At 67.6% G+C, this 21,509-nt stretch carries 16 protein-coding genes; 11 read left to right on the plus strand and 5 right to left on the minus strand.

Features of this window, described 5'->3' with window-relative positions; translation table 11 throughout:
• The first annotated feature begins 113 nt into the window (after window positions 1–113).
• The 5 genes from SPK54_RS04275 (at window position 114) to SPK54_RS04295 (ending at window position 4,417) form a co-directional block, all read left to right on the plus strand.
• Window positions 114–1,052, plus strand: coding sequence for an SPFH domain-containing protein (locus SPK54_RS04275; protein WP_330946689.1), 939 nt, complete (start codon window positions 114–116; stop codon window positions 1,050–1,052).
• A gap of 2 nt (window positions 1,053–1,054) precedes the next feature.
• A complete protein-coding gene (locus SPK54_RS04280; protein ID WP_330946690.1) occupies window positions 1,055–1,501 on the plus strand; it encodes an NfeD family protein in 447 nt (148 codons plus the stop codon).
• Window positions 1,502–1,549: 48 nt separating this feature from the next.
• Window positions 1,550–2,650 (plus strand): glycine cleavage system aminomethyltransferase GcvT, encoded by a 1,101-nt coding sequence (gcvT, locus tag SPK54_RS04285; RefSeq protein WP_330946691.1) that lies wholly within the window; start codon window positions 1,550–1,552, stop codon window positions 2,648–2,650.
• A 67-nt stretch (window positions 2,651–2,717) separates the two neighbouring features.
• Window positions 2,718–3,113: a glycine cleavage system protein GcvH gene (gcvH, locus tag SPK54_RS04290; RefSeq protein WP_330946692.1), complete on the plus strand. Its 396-nt coding sequence runs from the start codon at window positions 2,718–2,720 to the stop codon at window positions 3,111–3,113.
• 857 nt (window positions 3,114–3,970) lie between these two features.
• Entirely contained in the window at window positions 3,971–4,417 is a 447-nt protein-coding gene (locus tag SPK54_RS04295; protein WP_330946693.1) for a histone H1-like repetitive region-containing protein, read from the plus strand.
• A 126-nt stretch (window positions 4,418–4,543) separates the two neighbouring features.
• Here the strand turns inward: SPK54_RS04295 and SPK54_RS04300 are convergent, their stop codons facing one another.
• A complete protein-coding gene (locus SPK54_RS04300; RefSeq protein WP_330946694.1) occupies window positions 4,544–5,884 on the minus strand; it encodes a serine hydrolase domain-containing protein in 1,341 nt (446 codons plus the stop codon).
• A gap of 82 nt (window positions 5,885–5,966) precedes the next feature.
• Between SPK54_RS04300 and SPK54_RS04305 the strand changes: the two genes are divergently transcribed.
• Both SPK54_RS04305 and SPK54_RS04310 read left to right on the plus strand, forming a co-directional pair.
• Window positions 5,967–6,575 carry a LemA family protein gene (locus SPK54_RS04305; RefSeq protein ID WP_330946695.1) on the plus strand — a complete coding sequence of 203 codons (609 nt, stop codon included), beginning with the start codon at window positions 5,967–5,969 and terminating at the stop codon, window positions 6,573–6,575.
• Between the two features lie 72 nt (window positions 6,576–6,647).
• On the plus strand, window positions 6,648–8,540 hold the full coding sequence (locus SPK54_RS04310; RefSeq protein WP_330946696.1) for a M48 family metallopeptidase: 1,893 nt from the start codon (window positions 6,648–6,650) through the stop codon (window positions 8,538–8,540).
• 235 nt (window positions 8,541–8,775) lie between these two features.
• On the opposite strand, the gene SPK54_RS04315 is transcribed toward SPK54_RS04310, so the two are convergent.
• The gene (locus tag SPK54_RS04315; protein WP_330946697.1) at window positions 8,776–10,362 is read right to left on the minus strand and encodes a choline dehydrogenase; all 1,587 of its coding nucleotides are present in this window, start codon (window positions 10,360–10,362) and stop codon (window positions 8,776–8,778) included.
• A 123-nt stretch (window positions 10,363–10,485) separates the two neighbouring features.
• Between SPK54_RS04315 and SPK54_RS04320 the strand changes: the two genes are divergently transcribed.
• Window positions 10,486–11,832: an MFS transporter gene (locus SPK54_RS04320; protein WP_330946698.1), complete on the plus strand. Its 1,347-nt coding sequence runs from the start codon at window positions 10,486–10,488 to the stop codon at window positions 11,830–11,832.
• Between the two features lie 13 nt (window positions 11,833–11,845).
• Here the strand turns inward: SPK54_RS04320 and SPK54_RS04325 are convergent, their stop codons facing one another.
• Window positions 11,846–12,307 carry a hotdog fold domain-containing protein gene (locus SPK54_RS04325; protein ID WP_330946699.1) on the minus strand — a complete coding sequence of 154 codons (462 nt, stop codon included), beginning with the start codon at window positions 12,305–12,307 and terminating at the stop codon, window positions 11,846–11,848.
• A 49-nt stretch (window positions 12,308–12,356) separates the two neighbouring features.
• A complete protein-coding gene (locus SPK54_RS04330) occupies window positions 12,357–14,831 on the minus strand; it encodes an acyl-CoA dehydrogenase (RefSeq protein ID WP_330946700.1) in 2,475 nt (824 codons plus the stop codon).
• Between the two features lie 173 nt (window positions 14,832–15,004).
• Between SPK54_RS04330 and SPK54_RS04335 the strand changes: the two genes are divergently transcribed.
• Together SPK54_RS04335 and SPK54_RS04340 are read left to right on the plus strand one after the other, a co-directional pair.
• On the plus strand, window positions 15,005–15,583 hold the full coding sequence (locus SPK54_RS04335; protein ID WP_330946701.1) for a TetR/AcrR family transcriptional regulator: 579 nt from the start codon (window positions 15,005–15,007) through the stop codon (window positions 15,581–15,583).
• Window positions 15,584–15,672: 89 nt separating this feature from the next.
• Complete coding sequence (locus SPK54_RS04340; protein ID WP_330946702.1) at window positions 15,673–17,424, plus strand: phosphoenolpyruvate carboxykinase (GTP); 1,752 nt, start codon at window positions 15,673–15,675, stop codon at window positions 17,422–17,424.
• Between the two features lie 122 nt (window positions 17,425–17,546).
• Here SPK54_RS04340 and SPK54_RS04345 read toward each other — a convergent pair whose 3' ends face one another.
• Window positions 17,547–18,020 carry a tetratricopeptide repeat protein gene (locus SPK54_RS04345; protein WP_330946703.1) on the minus strand — a complete coding sequence of 158 codons (474 nt, stop codon included), beginning with the start codon at window positions 18,018–18,020 and terminating at the stop codon, window positions 17,547–17,549.
• Window positions 18,021–18,438: 418 nt separating this feature from the next.
• Between SPK54_RS04345 and SPK54_RS04350 the strand changes: the two genes are divergently transcribed.
• Complete coding sequence (locus SPK54_RS04350) at window positions 18,439–21,429, plus strand: TonB-dependent receptor (RefSeq protein ID WP_330946704.1); 2,991 nt, start codon at window positions 18,439–18,441, stop codon at window positions 21,427–21,429.
• The last annotated feature ends 80 nt before the right edge of the window (window positions 21,430–21,509 follow it).

Genomic DNA, 21,509 nt, shown 5'->3' on the forward strand with positions numbered 1-21,509 from the left:
GTCCGTCGTTCGCGGCGGCGGCCCCCGCGGCCCCGCCACGGCAGGCGCGTGCTGCCGCCCCCATCCGGGGGCACGGTACCTATACTGGGCGCATCATCCAGGGAGGACATCCGATGGCACCCGCACTTGCTCTGATCCTGCTGCTCGCCGGCATCATCCTGCTGTCCAAGACCGTGCGGATGGTGCCGCAGGGCTACCAGTGGACGGTGGAACGGTTCGGCCGCTACACCCATACGATGGAGCCGGGCCTGCACTTCCTGATGCCGGTGGTCTACGGCGTGGGCCGCAAGATCAACATGATGGAGCAGGTGATGGACGTGCCCAGCCAGGACGTCATCACCAAGGACAACGCCGTGGTGAAGGTGGACGGCGTGGTCTATTTCCAGGTGCTGGACGCCGCCAAGGCGGCCTACGAGGTGGCCCAGCTGGAGGTGGCCATCCTCAACCTGGTGATGACCAACATCCGCACCGCGATCGGTTCGATGGACTTGGACGAATCGCTGTCCAAGCGCGACGAGATCAACACCAAGGTGCTGCACGCGGTCGACCAGGCCACCCACCCCTGGGGCCTGAAGGTCAACCGCATCGAGCTGAAGGACATCCAGCCGCCGCGCGACCTGGTCGATTCCATGGCGCGCCAGATGAAGGCCGAGCGCGAGAAGCGCGCCAACATCCTGGAAGCGGAGGGCTTCCGCCAGGCGGAGATCCTCAAGGCCGAGGGCGAGAAGCAGTCGGCGATCCTGTCGGCGGAAGGCCAGAAGGAGGCCGCGTTCCGCCAGGCCGAGGCGCGCGAGCGCCTGGCCGAGGCCGAGGCCAAGGCGACCCAGATGGTGTCCGACGCGATCGCCTCCGGCAACGTGCAGGCGATCAACTACTTCGTCGCGCAGAAGTACATCGAGGCGTTCAAGGAACTGGCGCAGGCGCCCAACCAGAAGTTCGTGATGATGCCGATGGAGTCGTCGGGGATCATCGGTTCGCTGGGCGGCATCGCCGAGCTGGCGCGCGAGGCGATGGGCAAGCAGCCGTCGATCCAGGCGAAGCAGGGGAGCTGACCATGCGCTGGGACGTGTTCGCCTGGGCGGCATTCGCGCTGCTGCTGTTCGCGGCCGAGGCGATGGCGCCCGGCGCCTTCATGCTGTGGCTGGGCTTCGCCGCGGTGGCGGTGCTGCTGGGCGTGCTGCTGGTGCCGGGGATCCCGCTGCTGGTGCAGGTGGCGGCGTTCGTCGCGCTCAGTTTCGTGTCCATCCAGGTGTACCGGCGCTGGTTCCGCAACCGTGAGCGGCCCAGCGACCAGCCCGCCCTGAACCGCCGCACGGCGGCGCTGGTCGGGCGGGTGGTGCCGCTGGAGCGCGCCATCGTCGACGGCCGCGGCCGCGTGCAGATCGCCGACGCCTACTGGGACGTCACCGGGCCGGCGTTGCCCGCGGGCAGCCATGTCCGCATCGTCGGGGGCGACGCCATGACCCTGCAGGTGGAGCCGGCGCCGCATACCGGCGCGTAGGGCGCGGGCGTCTGGGATAATGCGACTCCCCACGCAGGCAGGCCCCCCATGACCGACAAGACCATCCTCAACGACACCCACCGCGCGCTCGGCGCCAAGATGGTGGACTTCGGCGGCTGGGACATGCCGATCCACTACGGTTCCCAGCTCGACGAGCACCACCAGGTGCGCCGCGACGTCGGCATGTTCGACGTCAGCCACATGACCGTGGTCGACCTGGAGGGCGCGCGCGCGCGCGAGTTCCTGCGCCACCTGGTCGCCAATGCGATCGACAAGCTGCAGAAGCCCGGCAAGGCGCTGTACACCTGCATGCTCAACGAGCGTGGCGGGGTGATCGACGACTTGATCATCTACTTCATGTCGGAGGAGTGGTTCCGGCTGGTGGTCAATGCCTCCACCCGCGACAAGGACCTGGCGTGGATCGGTGCGCAGGCCAAGACGTTCGACGTGGCGGTGAAGGAGCGTCCCGAGTTCGGCATGGTCGCCGTTCAGGGCCCCAATGCCCGCGAGAAGGTGATCGGGCTGCTGCGCGAGGACGACCGCGCGCCGGTGTCCAAGCTGGCGCGCTTCTCCGCGCGTGCCGCGCAGACCACGGACGGCGTGGACGTGTTCGTCGCCCGCACCGGCTACACCGGCGAGGACGGCTTCGAGGTGATCGTGCCGGAGGCGCAGACCGTGGCGTTCTGGAACGCGCTGCTGGCGGCGGGCGTCGCGCCTGCCGGCCTGGGCGCGCGCGACACCCTGCGGCTGGAGGCCGGCATGAACCTGTACGGCCAGGACATGGACGAGGACGTGACGCCGTTCGAGGCCGCGCTGGGCTGGACGGTCTCGTTGGACGAGGGCCGCGATTTCATCGGCCGCGCCGCGCTGGAAGCGCAGCAGGCGGCCGGCACCGCGCGCCAGATGATCGGTCTGGTGATGGACGAGAAGGGCGTGCTGCGCCACGGCCAGAAGGTACTGACCGCCAACGGCGAGGGCGAGATCCTGTCTGGCACGTTCTCCCCCACCATCGGCAAGGCGATCGCCTTCGCCCGCGTGCCCGCCGGCGAACCCGGCGAGGTGCGCGTGGACATCCGCGGCAAGGAGGTGCCGGTGCGGGTGGTGAAGTTCCCGTTTGTCCGCGACAACACCGTGCAGCCCGGCATCTGACCTTTCCGCCACCGCTTAGCTAGACTTCCCCAACCCCCCCCACGCACTGCGCAACAGGAGCCACCCGATGAGCGACATCCCCGGCGATCTCAAGTTCCTCAAATCCCACGAATGGGTCCGCGCCGAAGGCAATGGCCGGGCCGTCATCGGCATCTCCGACCATGCCCAGGGCCTGCTCGGCGACCTGGTCTACGTGGAGCTGCCCAACGTCGGCGATACCGTCGAGGCCGGCAACGCCTGCGCGGTGGTGGAATCGGTGAAGGCGGCGTCCGACGTCTACGCGCCGGTGGGCGGCAAGGTCCTCGAAGTCAACGAGGCGCTGGCCGACAAGCCGGAGACCATCAACGAGGACGCCTACGGCGACGGTTGGCTGTTCGTGGTGGAGCTGGCAGATGCCGAACAGCTCAACGAGCTGCTGGGCCCGGACGACTATGCCGAGCTGCTGGAAAGCGACGATCACTGATCGCGCTTTCATCGGCAACCCGAAACCCGCGGCGGAAGCGTCGCGGGTTTTTTCGTGCAAGGCATCCACGCCGGGCGCATCTTCCGTCGCGCGGTCGCGGCCATGCGCCGAGATGCGCGCGCCTCCTCCATGTCCGTTGCGAACGCTGCGCGCAGGCGCGAACGCCGCGGAAAGTTCGCGCAGTTTTCGCGCAAACGCGCTTGTGCGACGCGAAATCCTGGATCGAATCGCAACGGTGCGCGGGCTGTCTGTGGATGTGGCGCGCGCGCGTTCCGCGCGCGTCGCGATGGCATCCATGGCGACGCGCGCGAGTCGCATGGAATCGCTGCAGGCCGCGCCATTGCTTGCGTGCGTGGCATCGATGCGGCGCGCGTCGACGCAGCGCGCGCCGGCACGTCATGCGCGCATGCGGCGTGAAGGCGGTGGTGCGCGCTGCGTTCGCGGACGCAGCGGAGAAAAACTTCGCGAAAGATTGTTGACACTAGAAAAAAGCGTGATTAGGTTTCGCCCAGCAGACATTTCCTGCGGAATCAAGTGAGCAAGCAGAACGCAACAGCCGACGGCGCGACAACCGACTCCACCCGCTGCTGCGGAAAGTGGATGCAGGCGCCCCGTCCCTCACGCGAATGCCTGCTTGCCGGTTCCGGCGGTATCTCTCCAGAAGCCTGCCGCGTGTCGCGCCGCAGGTTTTTTAGTGGGATGGAAATGTCGCCTGCCGATGCGGCGCTGGTCGCCCGCATCGGAGCAGCATCCGTTCCGGCGCGCGTGGCGCGCCGGCGGTCGATCGCAGGTCCGATACCTGCGGTGTCTTTCGTAACTGGGCTTTACCGATTTACCCAATGACGAGGAGCCATCCCATGGCTGTTAAGAAAGCTGCGAAGAAAGCCGTCGCCAAGAAACCGGCGGCGAAGAAGGTTGCCAAGAAGGCCGTCGCCAAGAAGCCGGCGGCGAAGAAGGTCGCCAAGAAGGCTGTCGCCAAGAAGCCGGCGGCGAAGAAGGTCGCCAAGAAGGCGGTGAAGAAGGCCGTCGCCAAGAAGCCGGCGGCGAAGAAGGTCGCCAAGAAGGCCGTTGCCAAGAAGCCGGTCGCCAAGAAGGCCGCGAAGAAGACTGTCGCCAAGAAGCCGGCGGCGAAGAAGGTTGCCAAGAAGGCCGTTGCCAAGAAGGCCGTGAAGAAGGCTGTCGCCAAGAAGCCGGCGGCGAAGAAGGCCGCTGCCAAGAAGCCGGCCGCGAAGAAGCCTGCTGCCAAGAAGGCCAAGCCCGCCGCTGCTCCGCAGATGCCGGCTGCTCCGGTGCCGACGCTGTAAGAAAGTCGCGACCGGCGCGGGCGCTGCCCGTGCCGGCGTCAGCAAGATCCTGAAGACCCCTTCCCGTTGCCCAGGCGGGAGGGGTTTCTTTTTTTGTCGTCGTGCAGCTACGCCGTCATGCGTGGCTCAGGGCGGGGACGCCTTCGATGCGGACGCGCTGGCGCCGGACGGCGCGACGTTGCGCTCGGCATAGAGCACGTCTTCGGAGCCGTCGAGCGTTTCGTCGTCCAGCCACTGGCCGTCGCTCATGCCCAGCGCGTTGTCCAGGATGGTGGGCAGCAGGCCGCCGGGCAGGGCGCTCTCGCTGTTCCACAGGATCACCACGCCCAGGTCCTGTTCCGGCAGCAGCGCCATCGCGCCGCGATAGCCCTGCACGGCGCCGCCGTGGAACACCACCTGGTGGCCGGAATAGTTGTAGGCGCGCCAGCCCAGCGCATAGCCGGCGGTGGTCAGCCGGGTGCGCCGCCAGGAGGCGCCCCGGATCTCGCTGGGCGTCGCCACCACCGGCGCATGCAGGGTCGCCAGAAGTGGCGCCGGCAGCACTTCGGGGCGGTGGCCGGTATGCGCCAGCAGCCACTGCGCCATGTCGCTGATGCTGGCGTTGACGCCGGCGGCCGGCGCCACGCGGTAATAGGTGGGCTTGGGCGTCAGCGATACCCAGCCGCCGCGTCCGCGCACGTGCGGGCGGGCCCAGCGCGCGCTGGCCTCGATGCCTTCCAGGCCGTAGCTGGCGTCGTTCATGCCCAGCGGCTTGAAGATGCGGCGCGCCACCGCCTCGCTGTAGAACTGGCCGGTGGTGGCGAACACGATGTCGCCGATGAGGCTGAAGGCCACGTTCTGGTAGGCGTAGCAGTCGCCGGGCGCGCAGGTCATCGGCGCGTTGGCCATCCGCAGGGTCAGGTCGTGGTAGTTCGCATTGCCTTCCAGGTCGCGGTCGAAGGCGTTGTGCGTCAGCCCCATGCGGTGGCTGAGGATGTCCGCCACGGTGATCCGCTGGGCGGCGTCCGGCATCGACATCCGAAACGAGGGGACGTAGTCGGTGAGGTGGCTGTCCCAGCGCAGCATGCCGTCGTTGACCAGGATCCCGGTCATGGTGCCGGCGAACGACTTCGACAACGAGGCCAGCCGGAACACCGTGTGGGCATCGACCGGCTCCGGTGCGCGGGTATCGGTGATGCCGTAGCCGCGTGCGCTGAGAATGCGGCCGTCCTTGACGATCGCCATCGCCAGACCCGGGATGCGGCCGTTGGCCACCAGGGCTTCGGCGATCGCCTCGAAGCGGGCGATGTCGAGAGAGTGGGCCGGGGCGGGCAGGGAGAGCGCCGGTGGCAGGTCTGTTTCGGCGGCGGCGCGGGCGATGGTGCCGCTGGACGGCACGCTGCCCTGGGTGGCTGAGCCGGCCGCCAGCGGCAGCAGTGCTGCGATCAGGCCGGCCTTCCAGACATGTGCCCGGGTGCGCTCTTTCATCGGCTGTGCCCCCTGCGTATGCTGCGACGACGGGTCGATTCTAGCGCCTGTTTCCACGAATGCATGAATGAGGGGAGCTTCAATGGGTAGCTTTTTGATTTTCCTGGCGATTGTCGCAGCGGTCGTGGTTGCACTCGTGGTCTGGGCCATCGGCATCTACAACGGCCTTGTGACCGCGCGCAATGCGTTCAAGAACGCCTTTGCGCAGATCGACGTACAGCTGCAGCGCCGCTTCGACCTGATCCCCAATCTGGTCGAAGTGGCGAAGAAATACATGGCGCACGAGCGCGAGACGCTGGAAGCCGTGATTGCGGCGCGTTCCGCCGCGCAGTCGGGCCTGGCCGCGGCCAAGGCCAGTCCCGGCGATCCGGCGGCGATGGCCCAGCTTGCCGCCGCGCAGGGCCAGCTCAATGCCGGGCTGGGCCGCCTGCTGGCGGTGGCCGAGGCCTATCCGGACCTCAAGGCCAACCAGAACATGATGCAGCTCACCGAGGAGCTGACCAGCACCGAGAACAAGGTCGCGTTCTCGCGGCAGGCGTTCAACGATTCGGTGATGGCGTACAACAACAAGCGCGAAGTGTTCCCGAACAGCGTGTTCGCCGGGATGTTCGGCTTCCAGCCGGCCACCCTGCTGGAGATCCCGGCCGACAAGCAGGCGCAGGTGCGCGAAGCGCCGAAGGTGCAGTTCTGATCGCATGCGCTCGTTCTCCCCGCCGCGCGGGGAGAACGTGGCCACGGGCTGGATGAGGGACGCCTTCCCGCCATGAATTTCTTCGAACACCAGGCCGCCGCACGCCGCGCCTCCGCGCGGCTGGTGTTCCTGTTCGTGCTGGCGGTGCTCGGGATCGTGGCGGCCGTCGACCTGGCGGCGTGGCTGGTCGCGCCTTCGTGGCGCATGCTCGCCTTCACCAGCGGCGTCACCCTGCTGACGATCCTGTTCGGCTCGCTCTACCGCATCGCCAGCCTGGGCGGTGGCGGCGAAGCGGTGGCGCAGCAGATGGGCGGCACGCTGGTGCCGGCGGACACCACCGATCTGTCGCTGCGGCGGCTGCGCAACGTGGTGGAGGAAATCGCCATCGCTTCCGGCGTGCCGGTGCCGAAGCTTTATGTCATGGAAGAGGAGGCGGCGATCAATGCCTTCGCCGCCGGCTTCAGTCCATCCGATGCGGTGGTGGCGGTGACCCGCGGCGCGCTGGAGCGGCTCAACCGCGACGAGCTGCAGGGCGTGATCGCGCACGAGTTCAGCCACATCCTCAACGGCGACATGCGGCTCAACGTGCGCCTGATCGGGGTGCTGTTCGGCATCCTGATGATCGGCCTGATCGGCCGCAAGGTGCTGGAATACGGCCGCTTCGGCGGCAGCCGCAACAGGAACGCCGGCGCCCTGCTGGTCGCCGCGCTGGTGGCGATGGTGATCGGCTACGTGGGGCTGTTCTTCGGCCGCCTGATCAAGGCCGGCGTCAGCCGTTCGCGCGAGCGGCTGGCCGACGCCAGCGCGGTGCAGTTCACCCGCCAGACCGCGGGGCTTGCCGGCGCGCTGAAGAAGATCGCCGGGGTGGGCGAAGGCTCGCGGCTCAGCCACCGCGGCGACGCCGAGGAAGTCAGCCACATGCTGTTCGGCGACGGGGTGGGGTTCTCCAGCCTGTTCGCCACCCACCCGCCGCTGCTGGAGCGCATTCGCGCGCTGGAGCCGGGGTTCCGCGACGAACAGCTGCAGCGGCTGCGCGCCGAATGGCGGGCGGCGCCGCCGGACGGCCTGCGGGAAGACATCGCGCTGGGGCTGGCCGACGCCAGCGCAAGGCCGCTGCCGGGTGCGCGCGAGCAGGTGCGGGTGTCGCCGCCGCAGGTGGCCGCGCAGGTAGCGATGCCGGCGTCGGACGACTACCGCCGCGCCGATGCCATCGTCGATGCCATCCCGGAAGCACTGCGCGATCTGGCCCGTGATCGCGAGGCGGTGATGCCGCTGCTGCTGGCGCTGTTGCTGGCGGGGGCCGACGACGTGCTGGAGGCGCAGCGCGGGTTGATCGCCGAACGGCTTGGCGGGGTTGTCGCCGACCACGCCCTGCGCATCCACCAGCAGCTGACCGCCGATCTGCACCCGGCGCTGCGCTTGCCGCTGGCGGCGCTGGCGTTCCCGGTGCTGCGGCTGCGGCCGCGTCCGCAGCTGGAACGCTTCCTCGATGCCGTGCAGGCCGCGATCGACGCCGACGGCGAAGTGTCGTTGTTCGAATACTGCCTGGCGCGGTTGCTGCAGGTGCAGGTGCGCGAATCGCTGGATCCGGCGCGCTACGCCCGCTTCGGGCGGCGCAAGCCCGGCAACGTGCGCAACGAGTTCGCCACCCTGTTGGCGGTGGTGGCGCGCTACGGCCATGACGACGAAGCGGCTGCGCGCCGGGCCTACCTCGCCGGGCTGCAGCGCGTGCTCCCGCGCGACCACCTCGCCTATGCACCGCCGATGGCCGGCGTGCAGGCGCTGGACGCGGTGTGGGAACCGCTGGACGCGCTGGATCCGCTGGCCAAGCAGGCGATGGTGGAAGCGGTCACCGACGCCATCAGCAGCGACGGCCGCATCCGCGTGGCCGAAGCCGAACTGCTGCGCACGATCTGCGGCGTGCTCCACTGTCCGCTGCCGCCGGTGCTGGAGCATCAGGCCTGAGGCATCGCGCCTGAAGCAGGGGGATCGGTCGCCTCGCGCCAGATTCGGTCACCCCGCCTCTTGCTTTCGTAGGCGCACCGCAGGGGCGCGAGCGCTTTCGCGAGGTCAAGCCAAACCCATTGCTCTCGCGCGCTCATGCGAAGCGCACGGCATCTTTGAAATCTCGCGAAGGGCGTCGGCCCTTTCTGCGCGCCTCCGGTAGGCGGGCGCATCATGGTGTGGTTCGCAATACGGGTCAGTGGGTGGCGGCCCGGATCAGGTCGGCCGCGCGCTCCGCAATCATGATGGTCGGCGCGTTGGTATTGCCGCCCGGCAGCTCGGGCATCACCGAGGCATCGACCACGCGCAGGCCGTCGACGCCGCGCACGCGCAGCTGCGGGTCGACCACTGCGGCACCGTCGCTGCCCATCCGGCAGGTGCCGATGGGGTGGTAGACGGTTTCGGCGCGGCTGCGCACGAACTCGAGGAAGTCGGCGTCGGTACGCGGGGCGGTGGCGGGGAAGATCGGCGCGCCGCGATAGGGATCGAATGCCTTCTGCGCCAGGATGTCCAGCGACAGCTTTGCGCATTCCACCAGCATCCGGCGGTCGAAACCTTCCGCATCGCCAAGGTAGTTGGGGTCGATGATCGGCTTGTCGGCGGCGCGGTTGCTGGCCAGCCGCACGCTGCCGCGGCTGCGCGGGCGCAGGAAGCAGGCGTGCAGGGTGTAGCCGTCGCCGCGCAGGCGGTTGCGGCCGTGGTCGTCGATCATCGCCGGGATGAAGTGCAGCTGGATGTCGGTGCGCGCGTCGGGCGCCAGACTGGAGCGTACGAAGCCTGCTCCCTCCGCCACGTTGCTGGTGCCCGGGCCCTGATGGCCGCCGAGGTAATACTGCAGCGCGGTCTTGACCTCGCTGATCCGGTCGTAGCTGATCGGCTGGGTGCAGTGTTGCAGCGTCGTCACGTCCAGGTGGTCCTGCAGGTTGGCGCCGACGCCCGGCGCATCGTGCAGCACCTCGATGCCCAGCCGGCGCAGTTCGTCGGCGGGGCCGATGCCGGACAGCATCAGCAGCTGCGGCGAATTGATCGCGCCGCCGCTGAGGATCACTTCGCGCGCGGCTTCGAAATGGAAGCCCTGGCCCTTGATCGAACAGACCACGCCGTTGGCGCGGCCGCGCGCGAAGGTGATCCGGTTGACCTCGGCGTGGGCGCGGATGGTCAGGTTCGGTCGCGCCTTGACCGGGTCGAGGTAGGCGACCGCCGCCGAGCAGCGCGCGCCGTTGCGCTGGGTGACCTGGTACAGACCCACGCCGTCCTGGTGCGCGCCGTTGAAGTCGTCGTTGACCGACAGCCCGGCCTGCTGCCCGGCTTCGATGAAGACGCGGGTGAGCGGGTTCACGTGGCGCAGGTCGGACACGCTGAGCGGGCCATCGGCGCCGTGGAAGGCGTCCCCGCCGCGCGTGTTGCCCTCGGACTTGCGGAAGTAGGGCAGCACGTTGTCCCAATGCCAGCCCTCGGCGCCACCGGCAGCCCAGGCGTCGTAGTCGGCGGCGACGCCGCGGATGTAGCACATCGCGTTGATCGAGCTGGAGCCGCCCAGCAGTTTGCCGCGCGGGCACCACAGCACGCGCCCGCCCAGCTGCGGCTGCGGCACTGTGGCGTAGTCCCAGTTGATCGACTTCAGCCCGGCGATCCGGGCCAGGCCGGCCGGCATGTGCACGAACGGGTGCCAGTCGCGGCCGCCGGCCTCCAGCAGCAGCACCTTTGTCGCGGGGTCCTCGCTCAGGCGGTTGGCCAGCACGCAGCCGGCGGAGCCGGCACCGATGATGATGTAGTCGTACACGTGCGCCCCCTGCGATGACCGTCCGAACGTATGCGCCACTGCTAGAGCAAATGCTCTTTGGCGGGGTGGCGCGGACGGGGCTCCAGCGGTTACCGTTGCGCACCGTTCCGCCTTCCGGCAGCCATGTCCCAACGCCCCGCCGTCGCCGGCAGTTTCGGTCGCTTCAAAGCCGCGCTGGGCGATTCGCCGCCGCTGCTGTGGTCGTTCCTGTACTTTTTCTGCCTGCTGACCGGCTACTACGTGCTGCGCCCGGTGCGCGAGGCGATGGGCGCGTCCAGCGACGTTACCGCACTGTTCCCGCCGTCGATGATCGCCTTCTTCGCGGAGCGCGGCATCGCCCTGAAGGAGCTGCAGCTGCAGGTGCTGTTCACCTGCACCTTCCTGATCATGCTGGCGCTGCAGCCGGTGTATGGTTGGCTGGTGAGCCGCTGGCCGCGGCGGGTGTTCCTGCCGACGGTGTACGGCTTCTTCATCGCGACGCTGTTGCTGTTCTATGTCGCCTTCGACAGCGGCATGCCCGGGCGCGGGATGGCGTTCTTCCTGTGGATCACGGTGTTCAACCTGTTCGCGGTGGCGGTGTTCTGGAGCTTCATGGCCGATGTCTTCAGCGACGCGGAGGCGCGCCGCAGCTACGGCTACATCGGCGCCGCCGGCACCGTGGGCGCGATCCTGGGGCCGGCGTTGACGCGGGTGCTGGTCGAGCGCATCGGCATCGCCAACCTGATGCTGGTGTCGGCCGCGTTCCTGGTGCTGTGCGTGGTCTGCCTGCTGCGTCTGCGCCATTACGCCGTGCGCCGCGAGGCCAGCCGCCGGCTTGCCAGTGGCGAGGTGCCGATGGGCGGCGCGGTCTGGGCCGGCCTGAAGCTGGTCGCCAGCGAGCCGCTGCTGCGCTGGCTGGCGATGCTGTGCGTGCTCGGGGTGGGGGTGGGCACGCTGCTCTACAACGAGCAGGCGGCGATCGTGCGGCAGTTCTATCCCGATCCGAAGGCGGCCACCGCCTACTACGCCAGCATCGACCTGGCGGTGAACGGGGTGACCCTGCTGGTGCAGCTGTTCGTCACCCGCGCGCTGCTGTCGCGCTTCGGCATCGCGCCGGCGCTACTGGTCCCGGGGTTCGCCATCGTGCTGGGCTATGCCGCGCTGGCGGCATCGCCGCTGCCGCTGCTGGTGGCGGTGGTGCAGGTGATGACCCGCAGCGGGGAGTTCGCGCTGGGCAAGCCGGCGCGCGAAACCATCTACACCCGGGTCGCCCGCGAGTGGCGCTATAAGGCCGGCGCGGCCATCGACACCGTGATCTACCGCGGTGGCGACCTGACCTTCGTGTGGACGCACAAGCTGTTGGCGGCATTCGGCTCCACCGCGGTATTCGGTGCCGGCCTGCTGGTGGCCTGCGGCTTCACCTTCAGCGCGTGGCGGGTCTCGGCCGAGGCGAAGAAGCTGCCGGATGCACGCGCGCCGGAGGGCGGCTGAGCACGCTCCGGCCTCAACCCTTCGGCGAGACCCACATCGCGATGCGGGCGCGGAACACCGTCTCGCCGCGCGAGTCTTGCACCACCACCTCGAACGGCAATTCATAGCCTTCCGCCGCTTCGCGAGGCGGGAACGCCGGGGTGGCAGTGGCGCGCATCGTGCCCATCGCCTTCTTCAGGTAGGCCACGGCCATGCCCTTGGGAATCCAACGCATCGATGCCGGGATGCCGGCGTCGCAGGCCAGCCCGCCGGTGAATTCGGCGAGGTTGCACAGGGCGATGGCGTGGACCGTGCCGATGTGGTTGGTCACCGCGCGCCGATGCCGTAGGGTTGCGATGCAGCGACCCGGCTCCAGCGTTTCGATGCGCGGCGCGATGCTGGAGAAATACGGCGCCTTCCAGCACACCAGCCGCGAAAACAGCCAGCGGCCCGCGGGCCAGCGAGCCAGATTCCGGTAGGTCGAGAGGACGGACATGGGTTACCGGCGTTGCCGTCCCGGCACCGGGCCGGGACGGCAAGGACGCTCAGGCGACCGCGCGCCTGCTGCCGTCCGCGCGGCCGTCGTAATAGCTGGCCGCGCGCAGCTCGTGGGCGTCGAAGTCGTCCACGGTGATCGTGTCCAGGGTGATCGCGTGCAGCTCTTCCAGCTGCTTGCGTTCGTCCGTGCTGATCCAGCCCTCGCGCACGCCTTCGTCCAGCTGCGAGGCGAAGTCCAGCGCCTCGATGTCCTTGGTCTTCAGCGCCTTCAGGAACTTGCGCTCGACCGGCTCGGCCAGGATCGCCTTGGCCAGGTAGCTGTTGATGCGGCCGCCGGGGTTGTGCTCGCCGGGGGTCAGGAACACGCCGTCGGCCAGGCGTTCGCGCGCCTCGTTCGGCGCCATCAGCAGCATGGCCACGCGATGGCTGAGGCGGTCGCCCGGGGCCACCGCGCGGCGGCCCAGCGGGAACACCAGCGGCCACAGCAGCCAGCCCAGCGGCTTGATCGGGAAGTTGCGCAGCGCCTGCGACAGCGCCAGCTCGATCTCGTAGGCGCTGTTGTGGAACGCCCATGCCAGCAGCGGCTTGTCGGCTTCCGGGCAGTTCTCGTCATGGTGGCGCTTGAGCACCGCGCCCATCATGTAGAGGTGGCTGAGCACGTCGCCGAGCCGGCCGGACAGCGACTCCTTGAACTTCAGCCGGCCGCCCAGCGCGCCCAGCGACACGTCGGTGAGCAGCGCCAGGTTGGCGGCGTAACGGTTGAGCTTGCGGAAGAACTTCTTCGTGTAGGCATCACCCGCGGTTGCCTGCAGGCGCGCGCCGGTCAGGCCCAGCCAGAACGAGCGCACCGCGTTCGAGATCGCGCCGCCGACATGGGCGTACAGCGCGCCGTCCAGCGCCTCCAGCCCGGCCTTCACGTCCGGGTCCTGCGCCGCCCGCATTTCCTTGAGGATGTACGGATGGCAGAGGATCGAGCCCTGCCCGAAGATCAGCAGGCTGCGGGTCATGATGTTGGCGCCTTCCACCGTGATCGCGATGGGCGCGGCCTGCCACGAACGGCCGGCGAAGTTGCGCGGGCCGAGGATGATCCCCTTGCCGCCGATGACATCCATGATGTCCTTGGCGATGTCGCGGCCGGCGTTGGTGCAGTGGTACTTGGCGATCGCCGACGGCACCGACGGCACGTCGCCGCGGTCGACCGCGGCGGCGGTGGCCTGCGACAGCGCGCTGATCGCATAGGCCTTGCCGCCGATCCGTGCAAGCGCTTCCTCCACGCCTTCGAAGCGGCCCACCGACAGCCCGAACTGCTTGCGGATGCGCGCGTAGGCGCCGGTCACCACCGCGCCGGCCTTGGCGCCGCCGCTGGCGGTGGAGGGCAGGGTGATCGAACGGCCAACGGCCAGGCATTCGTTGAGCATGTTCCAGCCCTTGCCGGCCATGTCCACGCCGCCGATCAGCTGGCTGAGCGGGATGAACACTTCCTTGCCGCGCACCGGGCCGTTCTGGAACGGCGAATTCAGCGGGAAGTGGCGGCGGCCGACGTCCACGCCCTCGGTGTCGCGCGGCAGCAGCGCCAGGGTGATGCCGATGTCGCGGGTATCGCCGATCAGGCCGTCCGGGTCGTACATGCGGAAGGCCAGGCCGATCAACGTGGAGACCGGTGCCAGGGTGATGTAGCGCTTGTCGAAGGTCAGGCGCAGGCCCAGCACGTTGGCGCCGTTCCATTCGCCCTTGCAGACGATGCCGAAATCGGGGATGGAGGTGGCATCCGAGCCGGCGAATGGGCCGGTCAGGCCGAAGCAGGGCACTTCCTGGCCGATCGCCAGCCGCGGCAGGTAATAGTCCTTCTGTTCCTGCGTGCCGTAGTGGTTGATCAGCTCGCCGGGGCCCAGCGAGTTCGGCACGCCCACGGTGGCGCTGACCACGCTGGAGATCGAGGCGATCTTCTGGATCACCTTGTGGTGGGCCAGCGCGGAGAAGCCCAGGCCGCCGTACTGCTTCGGGATGATCATCCCGAAGAACTTCTCCTTCTTGATGAACTCCCAGAGCTCCGGCGGCAGGTCGGCGTGGACGTGGGTGATTTCCCAGTCGTTGATGCGCTTGCACAGCTCTTCCACCGGGCCGTCGAGGAAGGCCTGTTCCTCGGCGGTCAGCTGCGGCTTCGGGTAGGCCAGCAGCTTGTTCCAGTCGGGCTTGCCGGAGAACAGGTCGCCCTCGAAGCCGACCGAACCGGTTTCCAGCGCGATCTTCTCGGTCTGCGACAGCGGCGGCAGCGCCTTGCGCAGGAAGCCCAGCGCCGGTGCGGTCAGCAGCGGCTTGCGGATGGCCGGCACCAGCAGCGGCACGGCGACCAGCGCCACCAGCGCGGCGGCAATGGCGGTAGCCGCCGGATGGGCGCCCAGCAGCCAGCAGGCCACCAGCAGGGTGACGGTCAGCGCGGCCCAGACCGCAAGCCGCAGCCGGTGGTAGGCGGCGAACGCACCCGCGGCGAAAATGACGACGAAAGGCAGGACGAAGCTCATGGCGGGGCTCCCGGTAGCACGGCGGTCATGGGGCGGCAGGCATTGCGCGCAGGGCGTGCCCTGCCTACCATACGGGCTAGTATGGCGCTTGCGGCGAGACTGTCAACGCGCGAAAACCGAGTGAAAACTCAGCATACTGCCCCCCGTCGACAGCGTATGGAACGAGCGTCACGATGACCGGAACCGCACCCCGCAGCGGGCGCCTGAGCGCCGACGACTGGGCCCGCGAGGCGCTCGACCAGATTGCAGAACAAGGCGTCGCGTCGGTCGCGGTGGAGCCGCTGGCGCGCCGGCTGGGCGTGACCAAAGGCAGCTTCTACTGGCATTTCCCCTCGCGCGATGCCCTGTTGCAGGCCGCCCTGGAGCGCTGGGAGCGCGACGAGCAGACCGCCTACGGCGCGCTGGAGGCGATCGACGATGCGACCGAACGCTTGCGCACCCTGTTCCGATTGATCGCGCATCACAACAAGACCCACATCATCTATTCCGAACTGCTCAAGGCCGCCGGGCATCCGGCGGTGGACGCGGTGCTGGGGCACGTGCTGGAGCGCCGCATCGGCTTCCTGTTCACGTCGTTCCGCCAGGCCGGCCTGAGCCAGAAGGACGCACTCAACCGGGCGCGCATGACCTACGCGATGTACGTGGGCGTGCTGCAGCTGGAGCTGCCCCGGTTCCAGGCCCGCCAGCCCATCGAGGGTTTCGACGGTTACGTCGAACACATGATGGCGACCCTGGTGCCACAGAGGCACTGATCGCTGCCGCGCGGCGCCACGGGCGCGGCGCGGCGTTTCCTGCAAACGATTTCAACGACTGCCCGCGACAGGCGAAGGACTCCGACTTCATGACCAGCAAACTCGACCGCTTGAACCAATGGGTTGCCGAGGTGGCGCGACTCACCCGGCCAGGTGCCATCCACTGGTGCGACGGCAGCGACGCCGAGAATGCGGCGCTGATCGACAAGATGCTGGCCGACGGCACCCTGCACCGGCTCAACGAAGAGACCCATCCCGGCAGCTACCTGCACCGCTCGCATCCGGACGACGTGGCCCGCGTCGAACACCTGACCTATGTGTGCACCGCCCATCACGAGGACGCCGGCCCCAACAACCACTGGATGGCGCCGGACGAAGCCCACGCCAAGATCGACGCCCTGTTCGACGGCTGCATGCAGGGCCGCACGATGTATGTCATCCCGTACTGCATGGGCCCGATAGACTCGCCGCTCTCCCGCTGCGGAGTGGAAATCACCGACTCGCCCTACGTGGTCGCCAACATGCGGATCATGACCCGCATGGGCGCCGCCGCGCTGGCGCGCATCGAACGCGACGGCAGCTTCGTGAGGGGCCTGCACTCGATCGGCGAGCTCGATCCCAACCGCCGCTACATCATGCACTTCCCCGAGGAGCTGACGATCAAGTCGTACGGCTCGGGTTACGGCGGCAACGCCCTGCTGGGCAAGAAGTGCCACGCCCTGCGCATCGCCAGCCACCAGGCGCGCAGCGAGGGCTGGCTGGCCGAGCACATGCTGATCCTCGGCGTGGAGAACCCGCAGGGGCAAACCCATTACATCGCCGCGGCGTTCCCGTCTGCTTGCGGCAAGACCAACCTCGCCATGCTCATTCCGCCGGAAGGCTATCGTCGCGACGGCTGGAAGATCTGGACCATCGGCGACGACATCTGCTGGATGCGTCCGGGTAACGACGGTCGCCTCTACGCGATCAATCCCGAGGCCGGCTTCTTCGGCGTGGCGCCGGGCACTTCGCACAAGTCGAACCCGAACGCCCTGGCCTCCATCCAGACCAACACCATCTTCACCAATGTCGGCGTCACCGCCGACAACCAGCCGTGGTGGGAAGGCATCGACAACGGCCAGGTCCCGGTCACCGACTGGCAGGGCCAGCCGTACGACGCCGCCGTGCGCCCGGCCGCGCATCCCAACGCGCGCTTCACGGTCAGCGCGAAGCAGTGCCCGTCGTACTCGCCGATGGCCGAGGACCCGCAGGGCGTGCCGATCAGCGCCATCGTCTTCGGCGGCCGCCGCGCCTCTCTGGTGCCGCTCGTGTTCGAGGCCCGCGACTGGACCCACGGCGTGCTGGTCGGCGCCGCGATGGGTTCCGAAACCACCGCCGCGGCCACGGGCGCCGTCGGCGTGATGCGCCGCGACCCGATGGCGATGAAGCCGTTCTGTGGCTACAACTTCGCCGACTACTTCGCCCACTGGCTGTCATTCGACAAGCCCGGCGCGAACCTGCCCAAGGTCTTCCACGTCAACTGGTTCCGCAAGGGCGACGACGGCAAGTTCCTGTGGCCAGGCTTCGGCGACAACCTGCGCGTGCTGGAATGGATGATCCGCCGCGTCGAAGGCAAGGGCGGCGCGGTTGAAACGCCGATCGGCCACCTGCCGGGCGCGGCCGACCTCAACCTCGACGGCGTGTCCCTGTCCGACGAAGCCCGCGCCAAGTTGTTCGGCCTCGACCACGCCGGCTGGCAGGCCGAGTTCGCCAGCATCGGCGACTACCTGGCCGAGTACGGCCCGCGCCTGCCGCGGGCGCTGCTGGACGAACAGGCGCGCATCGCGGCAGCGCTGGCCTGAGCCGGTCTGGGCGTGGGATTCATTCCGGGAAGCCCCGCTGGTGCGGGGCTTCTCTCGACTTCGGCCAGCATGCGCATTGCGGCGACATCGCCGGGCTGCCGACGCAAGCTCGCGCTCAGGAGCTACGCTGCTTTCTGAAGGCGATGCTTGGTCAACAGCCCGAGGCATCTCATCAGTTCCGGGTCGCGATGGCTCTGGTGCAGGTGCTGCAGATATGCGGCATCTGCACCGATGTCATCACCGGATGCGAGGCGCACCTCCGCCAGCGTCAACCACGCGCACGGGAGGCTGGGCTGCAATGCAATCGCCTTGCTCAGCGCATCGATCGCGGCCCCCGGCTGTCCTGCGCCTTTGTAGGCCACGCCCAGTGCCAGCCAGGCCATCGCGAACCGGGGCTGCATTGCTGTCAGTCGCGCCAGGATCGCAGCGGCATTCAGGTGGTCGCCTTCCGCGCTCGCTGCCATGCCCAGCAACAGTTGCGCGCCCGGGTGTCCCGGAGTGGCCTTCAGGATTTCATGAGCCTGGCGCTTGGCCTGCGCCGGGTCGCTGTCCAGCAGTTCGAATGCATCTGCAACAGCGTCTCTGGTGCCGGTCATGGGAACTCGGGTGGCCATCGGGGTATTCGTCGGGGTCAGTGTACTGAGCCGCCCTTGCTGGCAGGCGGTTCCAGACCCCCCTGATGTTGCGGGCGTCTGCATCACTGTCCGGTAGGTGCTTCATGCCTGCGGACGTTGGCGCTGAATCGCGCACACTTTCTCGTCGCATCGGGACGGTCAACGGCAATGAGCGGCCCTGCCGTTTCGTGTGAAACTGAATGGGCAGTTCAGTGCATGAATGCGGGCTAAGGGGGTTGTTAAATAAATGTTGACTGTTCTATAGTCGGCGAGTCAGGCCGTCTGAGGTCGGGCGTACTTGTTCCCTTTGTCACTTCGTCCCTATGGGGGTTACAACAAAATGGCTTCTAACTACCTTGCGAAAGGCCTGAAGCGGAGCGCGCTCACCGTCGCTCTGGGTATGTGCTTCGTCGGCGGCGTGCAGGCGCAGACCAATACCGCTGGTGCGGTGACGGGTCGTGCCGTGTCTGGCGACACGATCACGATCACCAGCCCGTCCACCGGCTTCAACCGCACCATCACCGTGGATGCAAGCGGTTCCTACCGCTTCTCCCAGTTGCCCAGCGGCCAGTACCAGATCAGCCGCAACGGCGGTTCTGCGCGTGCCGTGACCGTGAACGTCGGTACGGCCGCCAACATCGACTTCGCCAGCGGCGATGCCACCACGCTTGATACCGTCACCGTGGTCGGCGCCGGTGCGGTGAACCCGATCGACATTTCGTCGGTCGAGTCCACCACCATCCTGACCGCCGAGCAGGTCGCCAAGATCCCGGTCCCGCGCAACATCACCTCCGTCGCGCTGCTCGCCCCCGGCACCGTCCGTGGCGCGGCCAACGCGGGCTTCGGTTCGCTGCCGTCGTTCGGTGGTTCGTCGGTCGCCGAGAACCAGTACTACATCAACGGCTTCAACGTCACCAACACCTTCAAGAACCTGAACTTCGCGCAGATCCCGTTCGAATCGATCGCCGAGTCGCAGGTGAAGACGGGTGGTTATGGCGCCGAGTTCGGCCGCTCCACCGGCGGCGTGATCAACATGATCACCAAGCGCGGTACCAACGACTTCAAGGCCGGCGCCAGCATCTACTGGGAGGAGCCGTCCTCGCTGGCTGAAACCAACCCGGACCTGTACTACAACAACGGTCTGTGGGTTTCCAACAACTCCAAGGACAAGGGCTCGGAAGCCACCGCCGCCGTGTGGGCGGGTGGTGCGCTGATCAAGGATCGCCTGTTCGCCTACGGTTTGATCCAGTACGGCAAGACCTCCAGCGAGTCGTACACGAGCCGCTTCGGCACCGTGAACCTGGACAGCTCGAGCAAGCGTCCGCAGTGGCTGGCCAAGGTTGACTGGCAGATCAACGACAACCACAGCCTTGAACTGACCGCCTTCTCCGACAAGCGCAAGTTCGAAGACGACTATTACACCGCCAGCTTCCCGGACAGCACCACCAACTCGACTACCGGCCGGGTCACCATCGGTCCGAACCCGACCACCGTCTTCGGCACCTACAAGGGTACCGATTTCAACGAGGCGGGCGGTGAGAGCTGGGTGGCCAAGTACACCGGTTACCTGACCGACAACTTCACCCTGTCCGCCCTCTACGGCCATGGTGAGTTCAGCCGTTCGAACTACGGCGTCTCCGCCAACGGCCAGGTGCAGGAATACAGCGGCAACCTGACCGGCCCGGTCGCGGGCTGCGCCATCATCAGCGACAGCCGTACCGGCGTGTCGACCGGTGCAGTTGCCGCGATCAAGGGCTGCTCGTTCATCAATACCCTCGGCCGCCGCGACGCCCTCGACGAGCGCGACCAGTGGCGTATCGACGCCGAGTGGGTGCTGGGTGACCACCTGCTGCGCTTCGGCATCGACAACGACAAGTTCCGTTCGCTCGACGGCGTCGCCTACAGCGGCGGCGCGAGCTACGTCTACCAGTCGTGCAACGCCACTGCCGCGACCTGCGGCCCGACCGGCAACCGCGTGCGTTACCGCAGCTTCCGCTCCGGCGCGAACGTCGGCGTCGACCAGCGCGCGTACTACATCGAAGACAGCTGGAGCGTGACCGACAACTTCATCGCTTACCTCGGCATGCGCTGGGATACGTTCCAGAACCTGAACGGTGAAGGCGAGAAGTACGTCGAGATCAAGAACCAGTTCGCGCCGCGCCTGGGCTTCTCGTGGGACGTCTTCGGCGACTCCACCTTCAAGGTCTTCGGTAACGCCGGTCGCTACGCGCTGCCGCTGACCGCCGGCGTCGCCACCCGCGCCGCCTCCGCGTCGCTGTACGAAGAGATCTACTACGCCTACACCGGCGTGGACCCGGCTACGGGTGCACCCACCGGCCTGACCCGCGTCGTGAATCCTTCGACGGGTAGCAGTGCAACCCGTTATCTGAACGGTGAAGACGGCAACCCGAAGTTCGCTGCGGGCTATGCCATCAAGAACCTCAGCCCGATGTACCAGGACGAGTTCATCCTGGGCTTCCAGAAGCAGCTGACCGACAACCTCTCGCTGGGTGTCCGCGCCATCCGTCGCGACCTGAAGGCCGCGATCGATGACAACTGCGATTACGCGACCCTGTTCAACTACGTCGAAGGCAACGGTCCGGGCTCGAAGTTCAACTACTGCTTCCTGTTCAACCCGGGCAAGGATGCGGTGATCCTGGCGGATTGGGACGGTGACGGCGTCGCCACCGAGAAGACCATCCCGGGCGACCAGCTCTCGCTGAAGTCGAAGCGCAAGTACACCGCGCTGGAGTTCTTCGTGCAGGGCAACTGGGACCGCATGTTCCTGCAGGGCTCGTACACCTACGCCAAGTCCATCGGCAACACCGAAGGCGGCGTGCGCTCCGACAACGGCCAGGCCGATACCGGTACCACCTCGGACTTCGACTACCTGGCCGCGATGATCGGCGCCTACGGTTACACGCCCAACGACCGTCGTCATTCGCTGAAGCTGTTCGGCAACTACGACATCAGCGAAGAGTGGTCGATCGGCACCAACCTGCTGGTGCAGTCGGGCCGTCCGATCAGCTGCATCGGCGTGTACAAGGGTCTGGACGTCAGCCACTACGGCAACATCCACTTCTCCTGCGACCCGGGTGCACCGAATGCCAACGGCAACAACGGCGACACCATCGTGTCCCGCGGTACCGTCGGCCGCACGCCGTGGACCACCTCGCTTGACCTGAACCTGTCCTACAGGCCGACGTGGATGAAGGGCCTGCAGCTGAAGATGGACGTGTTCAACGTCCTCAACGCGGACAAGCCGGTTTCGGTGAACGAAATCGGCGAAGACGCCAGCGGCAACCCGGTTCCGGTCGCCAATACGTACCTGACCCCGACCGCGTGGCAGACCCCGCGTTCGGTCCGCTTCATGGTCCAGTACGACTTCTAAGCTCCACGTTTCATAAGTGATTCGCGGCCGCCTTCGGGCGGCCGCTTTTTTTGATACCGTCGTGATCATCGCGACACGAA

Origin of the sequence: Thermomonas sp. LB-4, assembly GCF_036409385.1 — a bacterium.
GTDB lineage: Bacteria > Pseudomonadota > Gammaproteobacteria > Xanthomonadales > Xanthomonadaceae > Thermomonas.

Coding starts and splice junctions, on each gene's coding strand:
- SPK54_RS04275 (WP_330946689.1), top strand. CDS start 114: ATGGCACCCGCACTTGCTCTGATCCTGCTGCTCGCCGGCATCATCCTG.
- SPK54_RS04280 (WP_330946690.1), top strand. CDS start 1,055: ATGCGCTGGGACGTGTTCGCCTGGGCGGCATTCGCGCTGCTGCTGTTC.
- gcvT (WP_330946691.1), top strand. CDS start 1,550: ATGACCGACAAGACCATCCTCAACGACACCCACCGCGCGCTCGGCGCC.
- gcvH (WP_330946692.1), top strand. CDS start 2,718: ATGAGCGACATCCCCGGCGATCTCAAGTTCCTCAAATCCCACGAATGG.
- SPK54_RS04295 (WP_330946693.1), top strand. CDS start 3,971: ATGGCTGTTAAGAAAGCTGCGAAGAAAGCCGTCGCCAAGAAACCGGCG.
- SPK54_RS04300 (WP_330946694.1), bottom strand. CDS start 5,884: ATGAAAGAGCGCACCCGGGCACATGTCTGGAAGGCCGGCCTGATCGCA.
- SPK54_RS04305 (WP_330946695.1), top strand. CDS start 5,967: ATGGGTAGCTTTTTGATTTTCCTGGCGATTGTCGCAGCGGTCGTGGTT.
- SPK54_RS04310 (WP_330946696.1), top strand. CDS start 6,648: ATGAATTTCTTCGAACACCAGGCCGCCGCACGCCGCGCCTCCGCGCGG.
- SPK54_RS04320 (WP_330946698.1), top strand. CDS start 10,486: ATGTCCCAACGCCCCGCCGTCGCCGGCAGTTTCGGTCGCTTCAAAGCC.
- SPK54_RS04325 (WP_330946699.1), bottom strand. CDS start 12,307: ATGTCCGTCCTCTCGACCTACCGGAATCTGGCTCGCTGGCCCGCGGGC.
- SPK54_RS04330 (WP_330946700.1), bottom strand. CDS start 14,831: ATGAGCTTCGTCCTGCCTTTCGTCGTCATTTTCGCCGCGGGTGCGTTC.
- SPK54_RS04335 (WP_330946701.1), top strand. CDS start 15,005: ATGACCGGAACCGCACCCCGCAGCGGGCGCCTGAGCGCCGACGACTGG.
- SPK54_RS04340 (WP_330946702.1), top strand. CDS start 15,673: ATGACCAGCAAACTCGACCGCTTGAACCAATGGGTTGCCGAGGTGGCG.
- SPK54_RS04345 (WP_330946703.1), bottom strand. CDS start 18,020: ATGACCGGCACCAGAGACGCTGTTGCAGATGCATTCGAACTGCTGGAC.
- SPK54_RS04350 (WP_330946704.1), top strand. CDS start 18,439: ATGTGCTTCGTCGGCGGCGTGCAGGCGCAGACCAATACCGCTGGTGCG.